The sequence below is a fragment of the Pseudomonas orientalis genome, from assembly GCF_001439815.1.
GTDB classification, from domain to species: domain Bacteria; phylum Pseudomonadota; class Gammaproteobacteria; order Pseudomonadales; family Pseudomonadaceae; genus Aquipseudomonas; species Aquipseudomonas orientalis.
Genome location: NZ_JYLM01000016.1, coordinates 24,077 through 39,857 on the forward strand (window position 1 = coordinate 24,077; position 15,781 = coordinate 39,857).

Here is a 15,781-nt window from a genome sequence, read left to right on the forward strand (position 1 = left end):
GTGCCACGCCCTGGCGAGTTAAATCCCACCGACAATTCCTACACGCGAAACGCGCCAATCAATTGCTTCAATTCCATCACCTGCTGCGACAACTGATGGCTGGCCGCTTCGGTCTGGTCGGCACCCTGGGCGGCGTGCTCACCCGCGCGATGGATGGCGACGATATTCTGATCGATCTCATGGGCGACCGCCGTTTGCTGCTCCACGGCGGCCGCGATCTGCTGGTTCTGGTCGACGATCATGCCTACCGCCCCGAGGATGTTCTCCAAGGCTTGCTGGACTTTTTCCGACTGACCTACCGTGCCGTTGGCCATGTCATGGCTGGCCCCCATGGCCTTGACCGCTGCGCCGACGCCGCTGTGCAGGCGCCCGATCATCTGCTCGATCTCTTCGGTGGACTGCTGGGTACGCCGCGCCAGCGTGCGCACCTCGTCGGCCACCACCGCAAAACCACGCCCCTGCTCACCGGCGCGCGCAGCCTCGATCGCCGCGTTGAGCGCCAGCAGGTTGGTTTGCCCGGCGATACTTTTGATCACGTCCAACACGCTGCTGATGGACTGGCTGTCGGCAGCCAGCTGGTTGATCACCCGCACCGACTCGTCGATCTCCGACGCCAGGCGCGCAATGCTGCCTTGCTGGGACTGCACCAGCCCACGGCCGCTGACGGTTTCATCGTTGACACTGTGCGCGCTGCTGACAGCGGCCGCGGCGCTGCGCGCCACTTCCTGGGCGGTGGATGACATCTGATTCATCGCCGTCGCCACTTGCTCGATCTGGCTGCGCTGGCCGGACACCGCCTGGTTGCTCTGCGCCGAGACCTTTTGTACTTGCCCGGCTTGCAGCTCGACCTGGCCGACCGTGTGCCCGACGCGCTCAATCAGGTCGTGGATCCTGGCCACGGTGCCATTGAATACCTGGCCCAACTCCCCCAGCTCATCGCGACTTTCAGCCACGAAGCTGACCGTCATATCGCCGGCCGCCACTTTATCCATCATCGCCCCAAGGCTGCGCAAGGTCGTGCGCGTGGACGCGTAGAAGCCTGCATACAAGTAGAAAATCAGCGCAAATACCGCCACCAGCGCCGTGACCAACAGCAGCATGTGCAGGCGCTTCTGCGCCAGGCGTTGCTCCAGTTGCTGCTTGAGGAATGCCAGGGTCGCGTCATCAAGCTGATAGGTCCTGGCCATCAGTTGGCTGACGTCGTCATAAAAGCCCTGCCACGCGGTGTCCAGGGTTTCAGCCACCACCACTCGTTCTTCGAACAGGTCAGCGCCCTGCTTGAGGCTGGCCCGGCTGGCTTGCGCCACGGTATCAAGCGACATCTGAGCGGCATGGCTGGCGCCGAGCGCATCCTGCAGCTTCAGGCCATATTCACCCTGGAGCTTTTCCAATTGCTGCAGCAATTCGTCAAAGCGTGTGCTGGACGATGAATTGATAAAGCCCTGGCCCAGGGAATACGCGCCCATCGCCCGCCCTTCGCCGAGCAACTGCGTGACTTGCGGAGTGACAGCGGTAATCAGCTCGCTGAGCTGACGCAGATCGCTCTGCGAATCTCGGCTCAAGCCCGATTGACTGGCGATGATCTGGCTGAGTATCTGGGCCTGGTTGAGCAATTTGCCGATCAACGCACTTTTGTTGAGCAGTGACGTCTCCTGTTGTTGAGCCATGAACGCGGCGATCAGTTCGTCACGCTTGGCATCGAAGGCGGCTACCTGCTCGGGCTGTGTAGTCATCGCACTGAGCCCCTGCACGCGGCCGAGCACACTCTGCTCCAGGGCATTGATCCTGGCCTCAAGGTCGCCGGCCTTGCCGGACTGGCCGAGGGTCGCGTTGATCTGCACCTGGTTATTCAACGCCTCGAGCTCGCGACGCACCACCAGGCTGTTGCCAAGCAGATCGAGGCTTTGCAGCTCAATGCGGGTGCCCTGGAACTCAGCCCAGGCGTCACGCACCAGAAAGTAGTTGGTCGCCAGCATCGGCAGCAGGAACAGCACGCTGATCAGACTGAACTTCAAGCCGAAACTCAGGCGATTCATCAACGCGACGGCGGGATAGAGCAAGCGCTTCACAGGTGATCTCCCCTTCTTTTATTTTTATTGAGGCGCAGGGCGGCGGCAGATAGCCACTATTTGGCGCTCTGTCTGTATAGCTCAATTTGAAAGGGAGTTTTGTAACGTAAAGTTAACGGCAGGGGGTTGCCCCCTGCCGGCTGTCTCAGGGCAACACCGTCCAGATGGCAAACCCGGCATACCACAGCACCGCCGCACGCAGCAGCAATTCCCACAGATGATCAAGACTGCTGATGCCTTCGGCGCCCACCACCGGCGGCGGTATTTCCGCAGCGGCCAGGCCGACCTTTTCCACCAGCCGTGCAGCGCTGATATCCCAGCTCAACAATTCGTGGAGCATCACCCGGCTGACCCCGACGAAATTGCCCACCAGGGCAAAGCTCGCCGCCAGCAGACGCACCGGCAGCCAGTCAAAGGCATGGCGCATTTGTGTGGCGCGTTCGGCCACCAGGGGGTTCTGGCTGTGCTCACCGGCCAGCGCCAGCAGGCGATAGGCCAGAGCAGCCACCGGGCCCAGCAGGAAATACCAGAAAATCACCGCAAAAAAGCTCTGGTACGCCTGCCACAGCAAATAGCCTTGCACCCGCTCGAGCAATTGCTCGCCACTGTCGGCACCCAGCTTCAGGTCACGTTCGGCCACATGCTCGGCGGCTTGCAGATCCCCACGACGCCACGCATCGCGAAACGGTCCCAACCCGGCCAACAGATCGCCACGGCCCAGGCTGTAGATCACCACCAGCACGTGCACCGGCAATGCCAACAAGCCATAGGCCACGGGCTCCAGCACGAGCAGCAGCAAGCCCAGCAGCGCCACCGGCAGCACCACCAGCACCAGCAGGATCAGCCAGGGCCGCTTGCCCATGCGCGGGCTCGATTCAAGCTTGGCCAGCTCACGCAGCCAGCCGCCGTCGCGCTGCAACCGCTGACGCAAGGCCGAGAATTTCTCGATCCACACCGCCAGCACCAGCACCAGGAAACTCATAGTTTGTGTCCTCCATCCTGCAGCGCGCCACGAAAGCGCTTCCAATCAAAAGCCGGGCCCGGATCGGTTTTGCGGCCGGGAGCGATGTCGCTGTGACCGCAGATACGTTCAAGGGTGATCGCAGGGTAGGCTCCAAGCAACTGGCCCGTCAGCTCAATCAGCGCCTGGTACTGGGCATCGGTGAACGGCAGGTCATCTGTGCCTTCCAGCTCGATGCCCAACGAAAAATCGTTGCAGGTGTCCCGGCCGTCAAAGCTGGAAACGCCCGCATGCCAGGCCCGGTCCCGGCATGCCACAAACTGCGTCACTGTTCCGTCGCGCTCAATCAGAAAATGCGCAGAGACCCGTAGGTGCTCTATCCCTTCAAAGTAGGCGTGCTCCGTTACATCCAGGCGATTCTGGAAAAATTCCTGCACCTTACCGGTAGCAAACTGCGCCGGGGGCAAGCTGATGTTATGTATCACCAACAGCGACACCTCGCCTGCCGGGCGCTCGTTGAAGTTGGGCGAAGGGCAATGGCGAATGCCCTCGAACCAACCGCTGACGGGGTCCAACTGCATACAGGCTCCTTGAATGAGACGAAGTGTTACCAGTATGCCGCGTTCCGCCCTGCGGTTGCGATCACTTGCCGCGATTGAGTTGACGCAGGTCGCCCATCACCGCCGCCAGCGCGCGGTCGAACAGCAAACCCTCGTCCAGGCTGCGCAGGGCCCCGCGCTTGAAAGCCGCGGCCAATTGCCCGGAAGTTTTCTCCAGGACCTTGAGCCCCGAGCGACTGACGAAAATATAACGATGGTTCGGCGCCATGATCGCCGTGAGCTTGCACCGCAGCACGGTGTCTTCGTCCTGCTGGAACTCCACCCAAGCGCCGACCCGCAATTGGTGAACCTTGAGCAGGTCCGGGTCATCATGCGGCAGGTCTTCGACGGCGTCCGACAGCTGGGTGCCGAGAATAAAAGGCTCGCAGACTTCAATCAGTCCCTCGCCCTCCTCGCCTTGGCATGTTCGAACATGTACGGCCTGCAAGCGCAAAAAGAACTCACGGGTGCTGAAAGGATCGAACGCCGCACCGGCCAACCCATCGCGCAACGACTTGAGCAACCCCGGCAATTGCTCCAGCAGACGCCGACCCGCCTCGGTGTCTTCGTGCAGGCCGACGCTCCAGATCAATTCATCCAGGGTGCGCAGCCCGGTTTGCCACTGCACGGAGTGTTCGCCGTGCTTGAGATTGGCCAGCAACAGCACCTGGCTCCAGGTCAGTTGCACAAACTGCACCACGAACGGCGGCAGGACCTTGCCCAATAACCGCCGGTTCAGCGCTTGCGCCACGCGCTGGCGAGCAACCTCGGTGCGCAGGCGCCCTTCCTCGACGTCACGGGTGTGCTGTTCGAGCAACTCGCTGCGCTGCTGCTCTTGTTTCATGAATGTGCTGAATTGCACCAGTAACTGCGAAAAGATCGCCGAATCTTCGACGAACTCATTCAACAGGCGCTGGATGACCTGTTCGATACGCAGGTACAGGCTGTCGTTCTGATAGCCATTGCGCGGGCTGCAACCCATGGCGGCGCTGGCGATCTGGTTGAGCAAGCGTCGTGCCGGATGCCCGGGGCAACTGAACAGGCTCTTGTCCAGCACGGCGACCTTCAGTATCGGGATCTGCAAGCGCGCGATCAGGGCTTTGAAGGCGTGGGGCACACTGCGGTCGTTGAGGATGAATTCAAAGAGCAGCGCGACGAGGTTGATCACATCCTCATCGGCCGCCTCCAGCACCCGCGACTTCCCGCTCTTGACGCTGACGCGGGTCAGCAATTGTTCGAGCTGGTTGCGCAGGTCGACATCGTCCTCGGCCCCAGGCTCCGGTACGTATTGCTGCAAATGCGAGAGCAGGCGCAGCAGGTCTCGGCTGGCGATGGGTTGCGGTTGAGCACTGGCTTCAAGGGTCGGCGCTACGCTGCCGCGCATCCCGACCAGCAGTGCTTGCAAGGCGGCAAAAGCTTGCTGGCCGCTTTCATCACAGGGTGGCTCGGCGGCCGGCGGGCTGTCCTGGCGTTGAAGCTCACGCGCCGCTCGCGCGCCCGCACGACGGGACGGCACGCTCCTGAGCCCAGGCAGGACCCCGGTGGCGACCAGCAGTTGATTGGCTTCGCCATAGAGCTGGTCGGCATCGCTGAGTACGTATTTCTCGAAGAGCTTGAGCATGATCAGCTTGACCCGGATCTCCACCCCCAGGCTGCGGCCCGCCTGCAAAAAAAACTGGCAAAGCCGTGCAGGGCCCAGAGGATTCTCATGATCGGTCATGGGCCTGCCCAGCACTTCACTCAAGCGCGCGCTCAGTTGCCCGAGCGCCAAGCCGTCACGGTGTTGCACCCGGCCAACCATTGCCTCCAGTGCCACGGCCTTTTCCCGGTCATCCGCCCGGGTAACGCCGGTCATCTGGTAGGACACCACTGGCACCGGATGCAACTCGCCGCTATCGCCCTGGCTCAGTGCGGCAAAGGCGGCATACAGTTGCTCCATGAACACGCGCTCGAAGTTCTTGCGCTTGAGGCGCAGGTCGCGCATGGCCTCGAAGAAAATATGCTGGTCAACCGTGCTGCGGGCCTTGTCGGCCATTTCGAACAGGGTGTCGTCGGCGTTATCGAACAGTTCCTGAAGCCCCTGTTGCAACTGTTGCGCGGCTTTATCACGCACCTGCAGCACCACCACCGGCAACCGTGCGAGCGGCGATGGCGTAGCCTGTGCCTGCTTGATAGGCACCACCTTCCCGTCATTGTGCATCCTGGCCTCCTGAAACGGCGGGTGTTGAGATGGGCAAGGAACGCAAGCAGGCCGGCTGGGCGCTGCGAGTACCAATCACCATCAGGACGTCAAAGCTATGACGCCAATCGCAAGGCGCGAGATTATCGGCAAATCAAGGGCGTTGCGCCAGTAAACTCTGCCCTGCGCGGTAAATGAGTGACGAGTCTGGGTTCCCATCCGCGCAGCCCCTATAATCGCGGCACTTTGTCTGTGGAGCCTGTTATGCCGAACCTGCGTCTTGCCGACCTCGCCGCCGAAATCGAAGCCAACGTGCGCCGCGCACTGCTGGAAGACATCGGCAGTGGTGATATCACCGCACAGTTGATCCCGGCCGAACGGCTGGCCAAGGCCACGATCATTACCCGCGATGCGGCCGTTATCGCCGGGACGGCCTGGGTGGATACGGTATTCCGCCAGCTGGATCCGCGCGTCGCCGTGCATTGGCAGGTGGCCGATGGTGAACGTGTCAACCCTGACCAGCCGCTGTTTCACCTTGAAGGCCCGGCGCGCTCGCTGCTCACCGGCGAACGCAGTGCGCTGAATTTCCTGCAGATGCTGTCAGGTGTCGCCACCCGTGCCCGATACCTGGCGGATTTCGTCGCCAGCACCCAGGTCAAGCTGCTGGACACGCGCAAGACATTGCCGGGCCTGCGCCTGGCGCAGAAATACGCGGTCACCTGCGGCGGTTGCCACAATCATCGTATCGGACTGTATGACGCCTTCCTGATCAAGGAAAACCATATCGCCGCGTGCGGGGGCATTGCCCAGGCCATCAGCGCGGCGCACAAAATCGCCCCGGGCAAGCCGGTGGAGATCGAAGTGGAAAGCCTGGAGGAGTTGCGCGAAGCCCTGGCGGCGGGCGCCGATGTCATCATGCTCGACGAACTGAGCCTGGACGACATGCGCGAAGCCGTGCGGCTGAACGCAGGCAAGGCCAGGCTGGAAGCCAGCGGCGGGATCAATGAAAGCACCCTGCTGCCCATCGCCGAGACCGGTGTGGACTACATCTCCATTGGTGCGATGACCAAGGATGTGAAGGCCGTGGATTTGTCGATGCGGCTGAGTATCTAAAAAGCCTTGGCTGTAGGCGCGAGCTTGCTCGCGAAAAACTCAAAGGCACCGCGTGCACTCAGCTGTCACGCGTTATCGTTAACGTTTTTCGCGAGCAAGCTCGCTCCTACTGGTGGCGTTTAGACTACAAGATTATTCATCTCGCAGTACTCTTCCCATTCGACACCCAGTACTTCGGCGGCCTCCTTGTGCAAGGCCAGGCGTGCGGTTTCGAATTCTTCCGGTGTAGAGGTGTATTTGAGGGTCAGTTCCCAAGGCTGGAGGTTCTGGCTCTCGGCCTCGTCCTCGAATGCCCACTGGACCTGATCACGCTGATCGTCAGCGCTCAGGTCCTTGATCTCTTCTTTGAGCTGCGGCGTTGCCTCGAGGTATTTGTCGAGGGCTGTCTGGTGCCGAACTTCCTGGGTCATCTCAGTCGTGGTCATGTCGTTCTCTTAGATCGAGGAATGGGGATGCATCTGGGTCATCAAGGTTGCGCAGATACGAAAGAGCGGGCGCGAATGCCGGCTCGTCTGGCCTTCAGAACCATTCTGGGATCATCTGAAAACAGTGCCTTTGGAACATGCCTTTGAAACGTGGCTTTTGAAACATACCTTTTGAAACAGTGTTGCCCTGGTGCCCGAGACAGGAATCGAACCTGCGACCTTCGCGTTACGAGTGCGCTGCTCTACCGGCTGAGCTACACGGGCGGTGGGCTAAAGCTAGCACCGCATCGGGCATGCGGCAACCGGCTCGCTCACCGCCCGACAGCCGTTATGCGCCGCTGGCGCCACAACCCTTGGCAACGTATTGCGCCTCGGCCGTGGTTGTACACGCCCATCCGCTGGTTGCGCTGCGCGTCAAGGTGATGGTCTTGCCCAGCACGGGCGCAGGCGCATCAAGGATTTCACAGCTGATGGAGCCGCTGCCCGTGGCGACATCACCTGTCACATCGATCCTGCAATTGGCGGTGGGCGTCTTGCCGCCAATCGACGGCACCGTGGGCACGGCGCCTTGATTGATGACATCTTCGTAGCCGGCCTTCAACGCGCTGATTTCAGCCAACCCCGCCGTGAACTTGGCCTTGGCCTGGTGCTTGGTGTACATGGGCAAGCCAATGGTGGCCAAAATGCCGATGATTGCCACAACGATCAACAACTCGATCAAGGTAAAACCTTTCTGACGCATCACTTTCACTCTCCAGAATAGAACCATGACAAGGCGCGTCCTGCGCCCCGCAGTGTGCAGCGGCGCCAGTGTACTCATCCCTGCGCGATCAATCGCATACCAGAAGCACAATCTGACATTTTATCGCCCGACGCCTGCCTGCCTGTATCCGTCCGCTGGCTAAGCTGTAAATTCTCAATCTGCATGTGCGAACGCGACATGAATGACAGCTCGACGATCTACGCCTGGCAAGGCATCAACCGCAAAGGCCGCAGGGTGTGCGGGAAAATCGCGGGGCATGACCTTGCGTTGGTCAAGGCACGACTGCGCGAGCAAGGGATCTGCGCCGAGCGTGTGCGCAGGCAATCGCCAGGCCTGCCAAGCCTGGCTGCGCCGATACGGCCGGCGGACATCGCCCTGTTCACCCGCCAGCTGGCGACGCTGCTGAAGGCGGGTATCGCGCTGCTGCAAGCCTTTGACATCATCAGCGAGGGCGTTGAAAACCGCCCGCTGCGCGAGCTGGTCAAGGGCTTGAAACAACAGGTCGCGTCCGGTAACAGCCTGACCAGCACGCTGCGCCAACACCCCCGTTACTTCGACGACCTGTACTGCCACCTGGTTGCCGCCGGTGAACAGGCCGGCGCCCTGGAAACGCTGCTGGAGCGCGTGGCCATTCATCTGGAAAAAAGCCAACAGCTCAAGACCAGAATCAAGAAAGCCATGATCTACCCGCTTGCGGTGCTGGTGGTGGCAGGCCTGGTCAGCGCAGTGTTGTTGATGCAGGTGGTGCCGCAGTTCCAGAACCTGTTCGCCGGGGTCGACAGCCCATTGCCCGGTTTTACCCTGGGGGTCATCGCCCTCTCCGATTTTCTGCGACAGGCCTGGTGGCTACTGGCGCTCGGTCTGGGCGCAGCCATCGGCGGGCTGCGTCACGCCTACCGTGTTTCTGCACTGTTTCGCTATCGGCTGGAGGCGGGTTTGTTGAAAGTCCCCCTGGCAGGCAAACTATCGAGCAAAGCTGCCGTCGCCCGCTACGCCCGTACGCTTTCAACCACCTTTGCGGCAGGCGTTCCCCTGGTGCAGGCGTTGAACTCAGTGGCCGGCGCCGTCGGTAATGGCCCTTTCAGACAGGCAATCGAACATATGCGCCACGATGTATCCACAGGCATGCAGTTGAATCAATCCATGGCCGCCAGCGGCCTGTTTCCAGGCATGGCGATCCAAATGACGGCAATCGGCGAAGAATCCGGCACCCTGGACCACATGCTGGAAAAGGTCGCAAATCATTACGAGGCCGACGTAGAGACCCTCGTCGATAACCTCACCAGTTTGATGGAACCGCTGATCATGGTGGTGCTGGGGAGCATCGTCGGCGCGCTGGTGATTGCAATGTACCTGCCGGTGTTTCAACTGGGTTCGGCATTTTGAGCGCGTTGCTGGGCGAGCAGCCCTGGGCGTTTGTCGGCATGGCGCTGATGCTGGGCCTGATCGTCGGCAGTTTTCTCAATGTGCTGGTATGGCGCCTGCCCAAGATGCTCGAGCGCGAATGGCGCGCCCAGGCCCATGAGATCCTCGGCCTGCCTGCCGCATCCGTGGGGCCGGTCTATAACCTGATGCGCCCTAACTCATGCTGCCCGCACTGCGACCAGCCGATTCGTCCCTGGGAAAATATCCCCCTGCTCAGCTACCTGATGCTCAAGGGTCGTTGCACCCATTGCCGTGCAACCATCAGCGCGCGCTATCCCCTCACCGAACTGGCCTGTGCGCTGATATCCGCCACCGTCGCCTGGCACTTGGGTTTTGGCTGGCAGGCCGGCGCGGTGATGCTGCTGAGTTGGGGGTTGTTGGGCATGAGCCTGATCGACGTGGATCACCAGCTGCTGCCGGATGCCATGGTGCTGCCGCTGCTGTGGCTGGGACTTATCCTCAACAGCCTGGGCCTGCTGGCGACATTGCCCGATGCGTTATGGGGCGCGGTGCTCGGTTACATGAGCCTGTGGAGCGTGTTCTGGCTGTTCAAGCTGGTCACCGGCAAGGATGGCATGGGTCATGGCGACTTCAAGCTATTGGCGCTGCTGGGTGCCTGGGGCGGCTGGCAGATACTGCCGATGACGCTGCTGATGGCGTCACTGCTCGGCGTGTTTGCCGGGCTGCTGCTGATGCGCTGGCGCAAGACGCAGGTGTCGGCACCGATGCCATTTGGCCCCTGCCTGGCAATTGCCGGCTGGATTGCATTGCTCTGGGGTGGTCAAATAACCGACTTCTATTTGCAGTCTGTCGGTTTCAGATGACCACTCCTGTTGCAACACCCTGGATTCTCGGCCTCACGGGCGGTATCGGCAGCGGTAAAAGCGCTGCGGCCGAGCACTTCACCCGGCTGGGTGTCGACCTGATCGACGCCGATCATGCCGCCCGCTGGGTGGTCGAGCCCGGCCGACCGGCGCTGGCGCGCATTGCCGAGCACTTCGGCAGCGCTGTGCTTCAAGCGGACGGCCAACTGGATCGCGCGGCGTTGCGCACATTGATTTTTGAAGTGCCCGAAGAACGTCTTTGGCTCGAAGGCCTGTTGCACCCGCTGATCGCTGAAGAGATTCGCGATCACCTGGCACGCGCCCGGTCGCCCTACGCGATTCTGGTGTCACCGCTGCTGATCGAGTCCGGCCAATACCGCATGACCCAGCGCATCCTGGTGATCGACGTGCCGCAATCGCTGCAGATTCAGCGTACCCTGCAGCGCGACAGCATCAGCGAGCAACAGGTGCAGGCCATTCTCAAGGCCCAGTCGAGCCGCGAAGACCGCCTGAACCATGCCGATGACGTACTGGTCAATGACCAGGACCTTGCCTGGCTGCACGGCGAGGTCGAGCGACTGCACCACTTTTACCTTACTTTGCGTGGAGGCCGATCATGAGCCAACCCTTGACCGTCGATTGCCCAACCTGCGGTGCCCCCGTGGAATGGAAAGCGACCAACCTCAACCGGCCGTTTTGCTCGGACCGTTGCAAACTCATCGACCTGGGTGCCTGGGCCGCTGAAGAGCACAAGATCCCGGTGGCCCCGGACGCCGAAGACGAGTTGTTTTCCGAAGACCTGCCGCCGCGCCACTAAGGGCGCATAAAGGCGTATTCCTGCTGGTCGTCGAGGTTTTCCGCAAGGTATTGCAACTCGTCGGCCAGGTCTTCAAAGCTGCGCACGCCCTTGCTCTGCTGCACCACCGCGCTGAGCATGGCACGCAGGGTCAAGCCCGGATCAAAACCGATTTCCTGCGCCGCATCCTGACTTCTGCGCAACTCCTGCCGCGCCCATTCGTACACACCCATGATTGGTGCTCCTGAAATTTTGCAGAGCATGGGCCTGTGCGGTCATCCGCTTTTTGACCTGGGTCAATGCCGCGAATCGTCGTCCTTCCAAGGCGCCGAGAGGTAGCGGGTGCGGTTGAATGTTTCCAGCCACTCCGGGCAGAACACCACCAGGGCACTGATGACCATGCCGTTGATAAACGCTTCGGGAAAGATGATCAGCCACAGGTAGCCAACAAAATCCTCCAGCCATTGCGGCATCGCAAATCGTCCATTGACCCACAGCAACCCCAGGCCGACCAGCAGGCAGAGCAACGCCGACAGCGCTGCGGCGAAAAACCCGGAACAAAAGATATACACAAAGGGGTTTCGCGGTTGCGCCCGCTCCACGAGCAGTGCGCAAAGCTCAGTGATGAGTACCGGAAGGCCAATCAGCAACAAGCCATTGACGCCGACAGCGGCGAGGTCCTGGCGCCCCAGCCATACCAACCCCAACTGTGCGACAAACCCACCGACGATTGCCAGCGGCCAATCCAGCAACAGGGTCACCGCGGTCATGCCGATAAAGTGGTAAGACACCCCCGTATCGAAATCGCGCCGCACCAGCCACAACATGAACAGCGCGAACACCGTGCCAAACAGCAAATGCTGGCGCCGTCGGTCGGCAAACAGCTCGATCCAGGGCGCACGCACAATCGCCCAGACCACCACCGGGACATACAACAACCCGCCGAGACCGAGGGTCAGGGGCGCCAGAACAGCGGCACTGATCACGGATGCACTCCCTTTATAAAAAGCCTCACCGCCCACCTCATCCCTGGACCGGTTGCCGGATGAACAGTCTACACCCGCGTTTTAAAGCAAGACTTCCTGTGGTCATCATTTGAACGCTAAGCTGCGACTATGGATGACTCAGACTATTTGCGACTGCTCACCGTAGCCGCCGAACAAGCCAACGCGTTTCTGTCCAATGCCCGCAAATGGGAGCGTGAGCGTTGGGTCTGCCAGCGCCTGTTGCAAGGCTTGAACGTGCCCTATCGCGCCGATGAGTTCCACGCCGCAGGCACCGAGCCGCCGGACGTGCTGTTTCGCGATGCCAGTTTTGAAGTGTTCTTTGTATTGGACGAAGGCCGCCGCCTGAACGATGAATGGCGCGACGAATTGCTGCGCAGGCGCAGCGCTTTCTCCTTGAGCCAACTGGTGCGGCGCGAAGCCAAGCCAAGGCGCATTCCCGCCCATGAGTTCCTGCTGCGCCTGGCACCGACACTGCGCAAGAAAGCGCATAACTACAAAGAACGCGGCATGGACCTGGGGGAGCTGGACCTCATCGCCTTCGCCAGCCTCAAGCGCGAAGTGCTGGACCTCAACAGCCACTTTCCGCCGCCCACCGAATACCTGCGCCAGGGCTGGCGCTCTCTGTCACTGGTGGGGCCAACCTTTGCGCGAGTATTGTTCGCCCATCCGGACGCGCCGGATTTCTTGCGCAACAACCTGGGCCGCAGCATAGTGTTCGATGTGGGCATCAGCCTTTGATCCGCAGGCTGTAACGTGACGCCCCTTTGCAACGTCTACCTGACGAGGCCTTTATGAGCAGCCGCCTGAAACCCGATGACCAACAGCGTGTCCAAGAGTACCTGCAACTCTCCCAGCACAGAGTCGAGCGCAAGCCTTTCAGGCCGTGGCTGCTCCTCGGTGTGGTGCTGGCGGTGGTGATCGGGCTCGGTTTGCTGAGCCGCCTTTTGAGTTACCTGACGCTATGAGCTGCCTGGCGCTCGCGGGGGTAACTGCTCCGATTTCTTTTAGCCTTGCGAGATATCCCCATGACCCATCGTATTATTGTCGTCGGCGGCGGCGCCGGCGGCCTGGAACTGGCGACCCGCCTGGGTAAGACCCTGGGCAAACGCGGCAAAGCCAGCATCACGCTGGTGGACGCCAACCTGACGCATATCTGGAAACCGCTGCTGCACGAAGTGGCGGCCGGCTCGCTGAACTCTTCGGAAGACGAACTCAATTACGTCGCCCAGGCGAAATGGAACCACTTCGAGTTCCAATTGGGGCGTATGAGCGGGCTTGACCGCGAACAGAAGAAAATCCAACTGGCCGCCACCCTCGACGAAGAAGGTCGGGAACTGGTGCCCGCGCGCGTCCTTGGCTACGACAGCCTGGTCATTGCCGTGGGCAGCACCACTAACGATTTCGGCACCGAGGGCGCTGCGCAGCATTGCCTGTTCCTCGACACCCGCAAACAGGCCGAGCGCTTTCACCAGCAATTGCTCAACCATTACCTGCGCGCCCACGCCGGGCAGACCGACACGGTCGAACAGATCAGCGTCGCCATCGTCGGCGCAGGCGCCACCGGCGTCGAACTGGCCGCGGAACTGCATAACGCCGCCCATGAGCTGGCAGCGTACGGCCTGGACCGCATCAAGCCGGAAAACATGCACATCACCCTGATCGAAGCCGGCCCACGGGTATTGCCCGCGCTGCCGGAGCGCATTGGCGGGCCGGTGCATAAAACCCTGGAGAAACTCGGGGTGACGGTGCTGACCAACTCGGCCGTCAGCGAAGTGACCGCCGACGCGCTGATCACCAGCAGCGGCCAAGTGATACCGGCCAGCCTCAAAGTCTGGGCCGCCGGGATTCGCGCCCCGGGTTTTCTCAAGGACATCGATGGCCTGGAGACCAACCGCATCAACCAGCTGCAGGTGCTGCCGACGTTGCAGACCACCCGCGACGAAAACATTTTTGCCTTTGGCGATTGCGCCGCCTGCCCGCAACCGGACACCGACCGTAACGTGCCGCCACGCGCGCAAGCCGCTCACCAACAGGCTTCACTGCTCGCCAAGTCGCTGAAGTTGCGGATTGAAGGCAAGGAGCTGCCGACCTACAAATACACCGACTACGGTTCGCTGATCTCGCTGTCGCGCTTTTCCGCAGTGGGTAATTTGATGGGCAACCTCACCGGCAGTGTGATGCTGGAGGGCTGGCTGGCGCGGATGTTCTACGTATCGCTGTATCGCATGCACCAGATGGCGCTGTATGGTTTTTTCCGCACGGCGATGCTGATGCTGGGCAGCAAGATCGGGCGAGGGACTGAGCCGCGCCTGAAACTGCATTAACAAACACATGACCATGTGGGAGGGGGCAAGCCCCCTCCCACATTTGATCTCCACTGTTACCGAGTTTGGCGCAGGCAAAAAAAATCCCCGTATCTTTCGATACGAGGATTTTTAATATGGTCGGGGTAGGGGGATTCGAACTCCCGACATCCTGCTCCCAAAGCAGGCGCGCTACCGGACTGCGCTATACCCCGGTAATAAAAAGGCGACCTTTCAGTCGCCTTCTTCGATCAGCGCTTTTGGCCTCTGATCTTAAGATCTGATTCCAGCGTGAACTGGTCTCAAAAATGGTGGGTCGTGTGGGATTCGAACCTACGACCAATTGGTTAAAAGACAATTGGTTTAGTGCTTCAGAGCCCAGGATCGTGTTCGCTACACATAGCTGTTTCCGTGGCCTCGCAGCCTCTAATGAACCCACATTAGAGGCTCCAAACCATGAAAATCTCTGCGGTCGTGTCGACCAAAGGCGGCGTAGGCAAAACCACAATCGAGGCCAACCTCGGCGCTTTTTGTGCGGATGCAGGTCTGCGCGTGCTCCTCATCGACCTAGATCCTGCACAGCCCTCACTCTCCTCGTATTACCAATTGGTCGATGAAGCTCAGGGCGGCATCTACGACCTGCTGGCATTCAATATCACCGAATCAGCCAAGATCATATCCAGCACAGCGATTCCAAACCTGTCGCTTGTCATTTCCAACGACATCAACAACCAACTGAACAGCCTGCTCCTGCAAGCACCTGACGGACGGTTGCGACTCGCCAACCTGATGCCAGCGTTCAAAGACCATTTCGACCTGGTGCTGATTGACACCCAAGGCGCCAGATCGGCCATGCTCGAAATGGTGGTCCTAGCCTCTGATTTGGTCATCTCCCCGCTTCCGCCCAATATGCTCGCTGCTCGGGAGTTCAGCCGGGGAACCATGCAGATGTTGGACGGCCTGCGCGCCTATGGGCGCCTGGGCATGAAAATCCCTCCCGTGCGGATCGTCGTCAACAATCTCGACCAAACCACTGACGCGCAAATGATCGAGCAGTCGGTACGGGAAATTTTCCAGGACAATGACGAAATCAACGTTCTGGATAGCGTCGTCCCCAGCGCAGTGGTGTTTCGTAGCGGTTCTTCACTGGGCGTCCCAGTACATCGCCTGGAATACCGACAGCCTTCAAACCGCATATCTCCGGCAGCCCTAGTCGTCATCCGCCGTTTGGCCATTGAGCTTTTCCCAGAATGGCGTGACCGCTTCGAGGCCATGACCGAGGAAAAGGTAGCCAACTTGGTGAGGGAGGGTCGTTGA

General features: G+C 60.6%; 17 protein-coding genes, 2 tRNA genes and 1 pseudogene. 9 read left to right on the top strand and 11 right to left on the bottom strand.

The window, feature by feature from the left end; translation table 11 throughout:
• Window positions 1–38: 38 nt before the first annotated feature.
• The 5 genes and pseudogenes from TU82_RS29650 to TU82_RS26240 all read right to left on the bottom strand — a co-directional run bounded on the left by TU82_RS29650 (window position 39) and on the right by TU82_RS26240 (window position 5,829).
• On the bottom strand, window positions 39–968 hold the full coding sequence (locus TU82_RS29650) for a methyl-accepting chemotaxis protein (protein WP_428838893.1): 930 nt from the start codon (window positions 966–968) through the stop codon (window positions 39–41).
• Window positions 942–2,036 (bottom strand): annotated as a pseudogene (locus tag TU82_RS29655) (methyl-accepting chemotaxis protein); the annotation flags it as partial. The gene TU82_RS29650 and the pseudogene TU82_RS29655, both read right to left, overlap by 27 nt.
• A gap of 178 nt (window positions 2,037–2,214) precedes the next feature.
• Window positions 2,215–3,051 (bottom strand): regulatory signaling modulator protein AmpE, encoded by an 837-nt coding sequence (gene ampE / locus TU82_RS26230; protein WP_057726126.1) that lies wholly within the window; start codon window positions 3,049–3,051, stop codon window positions 2,215–2,217.
• Window positions 3,048–3,611 carry a 1,6-anhydro-N-acetylmuramyl-L-alanine amidase AmpD gene (gene ampD, locus TU82_RS26235; RefSeq protein WP_057726127.1) on the bottom strand — a complete coding sequence of 188 codons (564 nt, stop codon included), beginning with the start codon at window positions 3,609–3,611 and terminating at the stop codon, window positions 3,048–3,050. The genes ampE and ampD overlap by 4 nt, the downstream gene beginning before the upstream one ends.
• Before the next feature lie 61 nt (window positions 3,612–3,672).
• On the bottom strand, window positions 3,673–5,829 hold the full coding sequence (locus tag TU82_RS26240) for a DUF1631 domain-containing protein (RefSeq protein ID WP_057726128.1): 2,157 nt from the start codon (window positions 5,827–5,829) through the stop codon (window positions 3,673–3,675).
• 243 nt (window positions 5,830–6,072) lie between these two features.
• Here TU82_RS26240 and nadC point away from each other — a divergent pair, with 243 nt between their 5' ends.
• Window positions 6,073–6,921 (top strand): carboxylating nicotinate-nucleotide diphosphorylase, encoded by an 849-nt coding sequence (nadC, locus tag TU82_RS26245; RefSeq protein ID WP_057726129.1) that lies wholly within the window; start codon window positions 6,073–6,075, stop codon window positions 6,919–6,921.
• A 119-nt stretch (window positions 6,922–7,040) separates the two neighbouring features.
• Here nadC and TU82_RS26250 read toward each other — a convergent pair whose 3' ends face one another.
• The 3 genes from TU82_RS26250 to TU82_RS26260 all read right to left on the bottom strand — a co-directional run bounded on the left by TU82_RS26250 (window position 7,041) and on the right by TU82_RS26260 (window position 8,088).
• Complete coding sequence (locus TU82_RS26250; RefSeq protein WP_057726130.1) at window positions 7,041–7,346, bottom strand: DUF6388 family protein; 306 nt, start codon at window positions 7,344–7,346, stop codon at window positions 7,041–7,043.
• A gap of 188 nt (window positions 7,347–7,534) precedes the next feature.
• Window positions 7,535–7,610, bottom strand: a tRNA-Thr gene (locus tag TU82_RS26255).
• Window positions 7,611–7,674: 64 nt separating this feature from the next.
• On the bottom strand, window positions 7,675–8,088 hold the full coding sequence (locus TU82_RS26260; protein WP_057726131.1) for a pilin: 414 nt from the start codon (window positions 8,086–8,088) through the stop codon (window positions 7,675–7,677).
• A gap of 198 nt (window positions 8,089–8,286) precedes the next feature.
• Here TU82_RS26260 and TU82_RS26265 point away from each other — a divergent pair, with 198 nt between their 5' ends.
• The 4 genes from TU82_RS26265 to yacG are packed head-to-tail and all read left to right on the top strand — an operon-like array spanning window position 8,287 to window position 11,175.
• Window positions 8,287–9,495: a type II secretion system F family protein gene (locus TU82_RS26265; protein ID WP_057726133.1), complete on the top strand. Its 1,209-nt coding sequence runs from the start codon at window positions 8,287–8,289 to the stop codon at window positions 9,493–9,495.
• On the top strand, window positions 9,492–10,358 hold the full coding sequence (locus TU82_RS26270; protein ID WP_057726135.1) for a prepilin peptidase: 867 nt from the start codon (window positions 9,492–9,494) through the stop codon (window positions 10,356–10,358). The genes TU82_RS26265 and TU82_RS26270 overlap by 4 nt, the downstream gene beginning before the upstream one ends.
• The gene (coaE, locus tag TU82_RS26275) at window positions 10,355–10,978 is read left to right on the top strand and encodes a dephospho-CoA kinase (RefSeq protein ID WP_057726137.1); all 624 of its coding nucleotides are present in this window, start codon (window positions 10,355–10,357) and stop codon (window positions 10,976–10,978) included. The genes TU82_RS26270 and coaE overlap by 4 nt, the downstream gene beginning before the upstream one ends.
• Window positions 10,975–11,175: a DNA gyrase inhibitor YacG gene (yacG, locus tag TU82_RS26280; RefSeq protein WP_003188437.1), complete on the top strand. Its 201-nt coding sequence runs from the start codon at window positions 10,975–10,977 to the stop codon at window positions 11,173–11,175. Before coaE ends, yacG begins: the two co-directional genes overlap by 4 nt.
• On the opposite strand, the gene TU82_RS26285 is transcribed toward yacG, so the two are convergent.
• Both TU82_RS26285 and TU82_RS26290 read right to left on the bottom strand, forming a co-directional pair.
• Window positions 11,172–11,387, bottom strand: a complete 216-nt coding sequence (locus tag TU82_RS26285; protein ID WP_057726139.1) for a hypothetical protein — start codon at window positions 11,385–11,387, stop codon at window positions 11,172–11,174. The two genes, yacG and TU82_RS26285, sit on opposite strands and share 4 nt — an antisense overlap.
• A gap of 63 nt (window positions 11,388–11,450) precedes the next feature.
• Window positions 11,451–12,140, bottom strand: a complete 690-nt coding sequence (locus tag TU82_RS26290; RefSeq protein ID WP_057726141.1) for an energy-coupling factor ABC transporter permease — start codon at window positions 12,138–12,140, stop codon at window positions 11,451–11,453.
• Window positions 12,141–12,269: 129 nt separating this feature from the next.
• On the opposite strand from TU82_RS26290, the gene TU82_RS26295 reads away from it, so the two are divergent.
• From TU82_RS26295 to TU82_RS26305, 3 genes are read left to right on the top strand one after another with little or no spacing between them, the layout of a single operon-like run.
• Complete coding sequence (locus TU82_RS26295) at window positions 12,270–12,899, top strand: DUF1780 domain-containing protein (RefSeq protein WP_057726143.1); 630 nt, start codon at window positions 12,270–12,272, stop codon at window positions 12,897–12,899.
• Window positions 12,900–12,952: 53 nt separating this feature from the next.
• On the top strand, window positions 12,953–13,126 hold the full coding sequence (locus tag TU82_RS26300; RefSeq protein ID WP_057726145.1) for a DUF3094 family protein: 174 nt from the start codon (window positions 12,953–12,955) through the stop codon (window positions 13,124–13,126).
• A gap of 60 nt (window positions 13,127–13,186) precedes the next feature.
• Window positions 13,187–14,485, top strand: coding sequence for an NAD(P)/FAD-dependent oxidoreductase (locus tag TU82_RS26305; protein WP_057726147.1), 1,299 nt, complete (start codon window positions 13,187–13,189; stop codon window positions 14,483–14,485).
• Between the two features lie 117 nt (window positions 14,486–14,602).
• Here the strand turns inward: TU82_RS26305 and TU82_RS26310 are convergent.
• Window positions 14,603–14,679: transfer RNA gene (locus tag TU82_RS26310), tRNA-Pro, on the bottom strand.
• Window positions 14,680–14,920: 241 nt separating this feature from the next.
• On the opposite strand from TU82_RS26310, the gene TU82_RS26315 reads away from it, so the two are divergent.
• Window positions 14,921–15,781, top strand: a complete 861-nt coding sequence (locus TU82_RS26315) for a ParA family protein (RefSeq protein ID WP_032877846.1) — start codon at window positions 14,921–14,923, stop codon at window positions 15,779–15,781.

Coding starts and splice junctions, on each gene's coding strand:
- TU82_RS29650 (WP_428838893.1), bottom strand. CDS start 968: ATGACGGTCAGCTTCGTGGCTGAAAGTCGCGATGAGCTGGGGGAGTTG.
- ampE (WP_057726126.1), bottom strand. CDS start 3,051: ATGAGTTTCCTGGTGCTGGTGCTGGCGGTGTGGATCGAGAAATTCTCG.
- ampD (WP_057726127.1), bottom strand. CDS start 3,611: ATGCAGTTGGACCCCGTCAGCGGTTGGTTCGAGGGCATTCGCCATTGC.
- TU82_RS26240 (WP_057726128.1), bottom strand. CDS start 5,829: ATGCACAATGACGGGAAGGTGGTGCCTATCAAGCAGGCACAGGCTACG.
- nadC (WP_057726129.1), top strand. CDS start 6,073: ATGCCGAACCTGCGTCTTGCCGACCTCGCCGCCGAAATCGAAGCCAAC.
- TU82_RS26250 (WP_057726130.1), bottom strand. CDS start 7,346: ATGACCACGACTGAGATGACCCAGGAAGTTCGGCACCAGACAGCCCTC.
- TU82_RS26260 (WP_057726131.1), bottom strand. CDS start 8,088: ATGCGTCAGAAAGGTTTTACCTTGATCGAGTTGTTGATCGTTGTGGCA.
- TU82_RS26265 (WP_057726133.1), top strand. CDS start 8,287: ATGAATGACAGCTCGACGATCTACGCCTGGCAAGGCATCAACCGCAAA.
- coaE (WP_057726137.1), top strand. CDS start 10,355: ATGACCACTCCTGTTGCAACACCCTGGATTCTCGGCCTCACGGGCGGT.
- yacG (WP_003188437.1), top strand. CDS start 10,975: ATGAGCCAACCCTTGACCGTCGATTGCCCAACCTGCGGTGCCCCCGTG.
- TU82_RS26285 (WP_057726139.1), bottom strand. CDS start 11,387: ATGGGTGTGTACGAATGGGCGCGGCAGGAGTTGCGCAGAAGTCAGGAT.
- TU82_RS26295 (WP_057726143.1), top strand. CDS start 12,270: ATGGATGACTCAGACTATTTGCGACTGCTCACCGTAGCCGCCGAACAA.
- TU82_RS26300 (WP_057726145.1), top strand. CDS start 12,953: ATGAGCAGCCGCCTGAAACCCGATGACCAACAGCGTGTCCAAGAGTAC.
- TU82_RS26305 (WP_057726147.1), top strand. CDS start 13,187: ATGACCCATCGTATTATTGTCGTCGGCGGCGGCGCCGGCGGCCTGGAA.
- TU82_RS26315 (WP_032877846.1), top strand. CDS start 14,921: ATGAAAATCTCTGCGGTCGTGTCGACCAAAGGCGGCGTAGGCAAAACC.